We start from the raw sequence: 7,257 nt of genomic DNA on the forward strand, positions 1-7,257 counted from the left end.
GACTTGTGTAATCACCGCATTTATAAACGGGAGGCAGCAAAAGCCCCTATCTAATCACCCCACGATCGATATATTAAGTCGCAATTAATTTTCTGGAGATAGCCAATGACTGAGCCAGCAACAGCGATACAGGAACGAGATCTTTCGACACAGAAGGCTCCTCACTGTCGATTTTGTGGTACTGAGTTACGCCATACCTTAGTCGATTTGGGGATGTCGCCACTATGCGAGAGCTTTGTGAGTGTCGATCGAATTAACCAGATGGAGGCATTTTACCCTTTACATGTGCGCGTCTGTGAAAACTGTTTTTTGGTGCAATTAGAGGCATACGTCAGCCCAGAACACATCTTTAGGGAATATGCCTATTTTTCGTCTTATGCGGATTCATGGCTGGCACAGTGTAAAGCGTACACCGATCTGGTAGTCGATCGATTTGGGTTGAATGAAACCAGTCAGATTATCGAACTTGCTAGCAATGATGGCTATCTCCTGCAATACTTTATCGAGAAAAATATCCCGGTGCTAGGTGTCGAACCAGCGACGAATATTGCGGAAGTAGCGATCGCCAAAGGCATTCCCACCCTCAATGAATTCTTTGGGCAAGAGTGCGCTCGTAAATTAGTTGACCAGGGAATGCAGGCAGATCTGATCGCTGCCAATAATGTGTTGGCACATGTGCCAGAGCTGAATGACTTTGTAGCAGGCATTAAGATCTTGCTCGCGCCCCAAGGTGTCTTCACTGGTGAGATTCAACATCTGGTTAAATTGATGGCCGGAAATCAATTCGATACAATTTACCACGAACATTTTTGCTACCACACCTTCACTACCCTAGAAAAAATCTTTGCGGCGCATGGGATGACGCTGTTTGATGTGGAGGAGTTACCTACCCATGGTGGCTCATTACGAATTTATGCTTGCCATGCCGATAACTTATCGCAACCCGTAAGCGATCGCGCCATCGCTCTGAGGGAAAGCGAACGAGCGGCTGGGTTTATGTCGATCGAGCGTTACACCAATTTTGGCGAACGGGTACGCGAAACCAAGCGCAAGATCCTGGAATTCCTAATCGCCGCCAAGCGAGCGGGTAAGACTGTGGTGGGTTATGGCGCACCAGGCAAAGGGAATACACTGCTCAATTACTGCGGTATTCGCACTGATTTTCTGGATTATACGGTCGATCGCAACCCTTATAAACACGGAAAATTCTTGCCGGGAACCCATATTCCGATCTACCCGACTAGCAAAATCCAGGAAACTAAACCAGATTACGTCCTGATCCTACCTTGGAACTTCAAAGATGAAATTATGACCCAAATGAGTGTTATCCGCGAATGGGGCGGTCAATTTGTCGTACCAATCCCCGAATTAACCGTGTATTCCTAAAAAATAAATGATTTTCACCGAAACAGATCTCCAAGGTGCATATACGATCGAACCAGAAAAATTGGCAGACGATCGCGGCTTTTTTGCACGGACGTGGTGTCAACAAGAATTTAGCGATCGCGGACTCGATCCCAACTTAGTCCAAGCGAGTGTTTCTTTCAATCACCAGCAGGGAACGCTCCGAGGAATGCATTTACAACTACCGCCAGCAGCAGAGGTGAAGCTCGTTCGCTGTACGCAGGGTGCGATTTATGATGTCATTGTAGATCTGCGGTTAAATTCGCCCACCTATTTGCAGTGGACGGGTATTAAGCTCACGGCTGAGAACCGTACTGCTTTATATATCCCCCAATGGTTTGCCCACGGATTTCAAACGCTCGAAGATAATACCGAAGTCTTTTACCAAATCTCTGAGTTCTACAAGCCAGATTTGGCTCGTGGTTTTCGCTGGAACGATCCCACGATCGAGATCGATTGGCCGATCGCAGTGACGGTAATTTCCGATCGCGATCGATCTTATCCAGATTACACTCCAGAGTTATTTTCAAACTCCTTGCCGCTCGACATTCAAAGTACATCCGTCGTTGTCGATCTCGTTCCGGTAGACTCCACTCCACCTACTGAATCGATCGAATTACCCGCTCCGCCACAAGTTGGTTTAGAAATGTATGAATTAATTTCCAAGCTATATCCAATTTGCCGGAGTATTACTGGTGATGGCGTTCGCAAAACATTACATATTCTCCAGCAATTTATCCCGTTAGAACTGCACGAGGTACCAACAGGTACCGCCGTATTTGATTGGACGGTACCCAAAGAATGGAATATTAATGATGCCTATATCATCGATCCTCAAGGGCAAAAAGTAATTGACTTTCACGATTCAAATTTACATGTGCTCAACTATAGCATTCCGATCGATACCAAGATGCCACTGAGTGAATTGAAAGAGCATCTATTTTCCCTACCAGATCGACCAGATTGGATTCCGTATCGAACTTCTTACTATCAAGAAAACTGGGGTTTCTGTTTGCGCCATCATGCACTGGAACAATTACAAGATGGTGAATACGAGGTGTATATTAATTCCTCTCTAGCACCTGGATCTCTCACTTATGGAGAGTATTATGTACCAGGAGAAACCAGCGATGAAATATTATTTTCCTGCCATACTTGCCATCCATCTCTTTGTAATGACAACCTGTCAGGCATAGGATTAGCAACATTTTTAGCCAAACAGCTTGAATCAAAACCACACCGTTATTCCTATCGCTTTCTATTCCTTCCTGGCACGATCGGATCGATTACCTGGTTGAGTTTAAATCAACACAAAGTCGATCGAATCGAGCATGGCTTGGTAGTAGCTGGTGTTGGCGATCCAGGACGTTTAAATTATAAAAAAAGTCGTCGTGGCGATGCCGAAATCGATCGAGCAGTTGCCCATATTTTACAACATTCGGGACGAGAATATGCGATCGAAGATTTTTCTCCCTATGGCTATGACGAACGTCAGTATTGTTCGCCAGGATTTAATTTACCAGTCGGTAGCCTGACGAGAACGCCCTTCAATCGTTATCCCGAATATCATACCTCAGCCGACAATCTCGATTTTATTCAGCCGACAGCTTTAGCTGATTCTCTAGAACAATATCTCGCTGTTATCGACATTTTAGAAAACAATTACACCTATCTCAATCACAATCCCCACTGCGAACCCCAATTGGGTAAGCGGGGACTGTATGGCAACTTTGGGGGCAAAAAAAGTACCAAAACTAGGGAAATGGCGATGCTATGGGTGCTTAATTTCGCCGATGGGGGCAACTCGCTCTTAGAAATTGCCGAGCGTGCTAATCTGCCATTTTCTACACTCCACGAAGCTGCTGTCGATTTAGTCGCCAGCGGACTATTATCAAAAATCAACCAATCCTAATTAAGTAGTACTATTATGAAAGTCGTTTTATTTTGCGGTGGACTAGGAACTCGATTGAGAGAGTATTCTGAGACAATTCCCAAGCCAATGGTCGAAATTGGTTATCGACCGATTATCTGGCACTTGATGCGCTATTATGCCCACTTTGGACATAAAGATTTTATTCTTTGCTTAGGCTATCGCGGCGATTATATCAGAAACTACTTTATCAACTATAATGAGTGTTTATCTAATGATTTTGTCCTTTCTCAAGGTGGCAAAAACATTAAATTATATAACAACGATATTGAAGATTGGACGATTACTTTTGTCGATACCGGATTGAATACAAACATCGGACAAAGACTAGTTGCGGTTAAGCCTTATCTCGAAGATGATGACGTTTTTCTGGCTAATTACGCTGATGGACTCAGCGACCTCGATCTGAATCTCTATCTCGATCGGTTTTATAATCAGGATAAAATTGCTAGTTTCTTGTGCGTTCAACCATCCCAATCTTTTCATGTTGTATCGTTAGATCGTGATTCTCTCGTTCAGAATATCGAGCCAGCGACTGATGCCAATCTTTGGATTAATGGTGGTTTCTTTGCCTTGAAAAAAGAAATTTTTGATTATATTCAACCTGGCGAAGAATTAGTGCTAGAACCTTTTCAGCGATTAATCGATCGCAAACAACTGATCGGTTATCGAAATCCTGGTTTTTGGGCTTGTATGGATACACTTAAGGAGAAAATTACATTTGATGAAATGTATGCCAAAGGAGAAATGCCCTGGAATGTTTGGAATTCTCCAGCTAAGATCCGCTCAAATCAAATATTAAAAGGTGGCGTTCCTGGATTCAGTTATGAAAAGCTAGAGATGGGAGCAGGAGAAAGAGATCTACAAACAGAAAATCATATCTAAGCTCGGCAAGAAAAAGTACAACTTATGTTTAAATTAAAACTCGGCGATGGTGATGCACTTGGGCAAGTTTTGTGTATTGGCGCACACAGCGACGATATTGAGATCGGCTGCGGCGGTACTCTGCTGAAACTAATCGATTTATATCCTAATCTGACTATTTACTGGGTGGTCTTAGGAGCAAACGGTCAACGAGAGCAGGAAGCTATTGCCAGTGCTAGTAAATTAATGAAAGAAATCGATCGCAAGCATGTAATTGTCAAAGGTTTTCGCGATGGTTTTTTTCCCTATCAGGGGATGGAAATTAAGGAGTACTTTGAAGAACTCAAACGTGAAGTTGCACCTGACTTAATTCTGACCCACTATCGCGACGATCGCCACCAAGATCATCGATTGATTTCTGACTTGACCTGGAATACCTTTAGAGATCACCTAATTTGGGAGTATGAAATTCCTAAATATGATGGCGATTTAGGTTCGCCAAATGTTTTTATCCATCTTGACGAGGTAATCTGTCGCCGCAAGATCGCTCATTTATTCGAGCATTTTGGAACTCAATCTAATAAAGTTTGGTTTACCGAAGATACTTTTTATTCAATTTTAAGAATGCGGGGCGTCGAATCCAACGCACCCGATCGATACGCCGAAGCTTTTTATTGCCGCAAGATAGTTGTTTAATTAAGTACTAATTAATAGCCAAGCTATTGTGATAAATTCGAGATATCCACCATAGCAACCAAGCTATCAACTATCAACTATCAACTATCAACTGAATGAACGATCGAGTGGTAGTAATTACAGGTGCTAGTAGCGGAATTGGTAAAGCGATCGCATTGACACTTGTCGATCGAGGAGCAACAGTGTGTTTAATTGGCCGAGATTTAGACAGGTTAAAAACGGCAACTGCATCTATCTCAGCACACAAATCCCAGATTTTCTACTATCGAGCGGACTTACTGGTAGATGAAGATATCCACAGATCGATCGAAACTATTCAATCGGCACACCAACGTATCGATCTCCTCATTCATAGTGCTGGTGAGATCTTACTCGGCAATCTAGAAACAGCCCCGATCGCAGATTTCGATCGACAATATCGGCTTAATGTTCGCGCTCCCTATCTCCTCACTCAAAAACTTTTACCTTCACTCAAAGCCAGTCAAGGACAAATTGTGTTTATCAATTCCAGTGTTTGTCAGAATGCCAAAGCCGGAATCGGACAATATACAGCGACAAAACAGGCTTTAAAAGCCATTGCCGATTGTTTGAGAGCAGAAGTCAACATTGACGGTATTCGAGTTGTAAGTTTTTATGTCGGGCAGACTGCTACCCCCATGCAGGAAGCTCTATATGATGCAGCAGGTAGACTCTATCAACCCGATCGGCTGCTCCAGCCTCAGGACATTGCAGACACCGTAATTCATACCATCAGCTTGTCGCCAACGGCTGAAGTTACAGATGTACACATTAGACCATTAACCAAATCGAGCTAGCGACTCAACTCTCACGCTACTTGCAGAGAGCTGGCTTTCAAAGATCGATTTTGGTTGGCTAACTTCGATCGGCAAACCTTTTGGTAAATGCAGATGAACAAAAGTAGGCTCCCGATGATGAGAGTCGAGCCAATACGGTTCGGATAAGCTCCCTATGACCTTTATTAACAGCCTAGATGCCGCAGTGTCTCGTCAATTGAACATGGTGATTTTGGTCTAACCGAACCGTATTGAGAGTCGAGCCATTGTCTCATAATTTGAGAGATGTGTTGTGGTTAAATAGTAGAAGTTTTGGTTCGCATATCGTCTCCTCTAGAGAATCGAGTCCGAGCGATACGTTCTAAGTTGAGATTACAGATGACATTATCTGGCAGACAGGATAACTAAAATTCTACATTTTACCCCCTATTTCTCAATATCGTGAACTTGCGCCTTTTAATTCCATTTTTTGACCCAACAGTAAAAGACTGGTCGTTAACAGCGCGCTTGATGCGGTGGTTAACTTTCTTGTGGATCGCGATCGGCATCCTCGTATTATTTTCAGCTTCTTATTATCATGGGGAGATCGAAAAAAAAGATGGCTTTTTCTATTTTAACCGCCAAATTTTTTATATAATTATTAGCTTAGTTATCTTTAACGCGATCGTCCATTCATCACTCCGTAGAATCCTTAAAATCGCTCCCTGGTTGTTACTGATAATTTTGGCTTTTCTATGGTTGACTGTTTTGACTGGATTGGGTCAAAACACAATGGGGGCAACTCGGTGGATTGCGATCGGCCCAGTCCAGATTCAACCGTCAGAACTAATCAAACCATTATTAGTATTACAAGGGGCGAAACTTTTTGGTAAGTGGGAGCAACAGCCTGTCAAGGTTAAAGCCACCTGGCTGGGGATATTTGCGCTGGTCTTATTAGCAATTTTAAAACAACCCAATCTTAGCACTACATCTTTATGTGGTTTGGGCTTGTGGTCGATCGCTTTTGCAGCGGGGTTACCACTGCGATATCTCGCCGGAACGGCGGCTGGCGGGGCGATGGTAGCGGGGATCAGCTTGATGATGCACTCCTATCAGCGAGCGCGAATGCTCTCTTTTATCGACCCGTGGGCAGATCGTCAGGGTAATGGTTTTCAATTGGTACAAAGTCTTCTCGCGATCGGATCTGGCGGCTTATGGGGCAATGGATTTGGACTATCGCAGCAAAAGCTCGACTATTTACCGATTCAGGATACAGACTTTATTTTCTCAGTGTTCGCAGAAGAATTTGGACTTATTGGTAGCTTCTTATTGGCGATTCTGGTAATGAGTTATGGCACTTTGGGCTTATTAATTGCTAGTCGCAGCCATCACCCCGTGCATCGTCTCGTTGCGGTCGGATCTACAAGTTTTATCGTCATCCAATCGTTGTTTAATATTGGCGTTGCGACGGGAATGTTACCAACAACCGGATTACCGTTACCGATGTTTAGTTATGGGGGTAGTTCGATGCTAGCATCAGTAATCCAGTCAGCACTTCTAATTCGCGTTGCCCGCGAGTCCGCCGCAGCC

6 protein-coding genes and 1 pseudogene are annotated in these 7,257 nt (G+C 43.7%); all 7 read left to right on the forward strand.

What is annotated here, in order from left to right:
• Positions 1–105 precede the first annotated feature (105 nt).
• The gene (locus tag C7B77_RS19385) at positions 106–1,386 is read left to right on the forward strand and encodes a class I SAM-dependent methyltransferase (protein ID WP_106308547.1); all 1,281 of its coding nucleotides are present in this window, start codon (positions 106–108) and stop codon (positions 1,384–1,386) included.
• A gap of 7 nt (positions 1,387–1,393) precedes the next feature.
• A pseudogene (rfbC, locus tag C7B77_RS31745) lies at positions 1,394–1,900 on the forward strand (dTDP-4-dehydrorhamnose 3,5-epimerase); the annotation flags it as partial.
• Between the two features lie 150 nt (positions 1,901–2,050).
• Positions 2,051–3,316, forward strand: a complete 1,266-nt coding sequence (locus tag C7B77_RS19390) for a DUF4910 domain-containing protein (protein ID WP_219892204.1) — start codon at positions 2,051–2,053, stop codon at positions 3,314–3,316.
• 15 nt (positions 3,317–3,331) lie between these two features.
• Entirely contained in the window at positions 3,332–4,219 is an 888-nt protein-coding gene (locus tag C7B77_RS19395) for a glucose-1-phosphate cytidylyltransferase (RefSeq protein WP_106308553.1), read from the forward strand.
• A gap of 24 nt (positions 4,220–4,243) precedes the next feature.
• Positions 4,244–4,894: a PIG-L deacetylase family protein gene (locus C7B77_RS19400; protein WP_106308556.1), complete on the forward strand. Its 651-nt coding sequence runs from the start codon at positions 4,244–4,246 to the stop codon at positions 4,892–4,894.
• A gap of 95 nt (positions 4,895–4,989) precedes the next feature.
• Positions 4,990–5,709: an SDR family oxidoreductase gene (locus tag C7B77_RS19405; RefSeq protein WP_106308559.1), complete on the forward strand. Its 720-nt coding sequence runs from the start codon at positions 4,990–4,992 to the stop codon at positions 5,707–5,709.
• A 420-nt stretch (positions 5,710–6,129) separates the two neighbouring features.
• The coding region (locus tag C7B77_RS19410) for an FtsW/RodA/SpoVE family cell cycle protein (protein WP_106308562.1) at positions 6,130–7,257 on the forward strand (1,128 nt) is incomplete at its 3' end.

It is taken from the genome of Chamaesiphon polymorphus CCALA 037 (genome assembly GCF_003003845.1).
Lineage (GTDB): Bacteria > Cyanobacteriota > Cyanobacteriia > Cyanobacteriales > Chamaesiphonaceae > Chamaesiphon > Chamaesiphon polymorphus.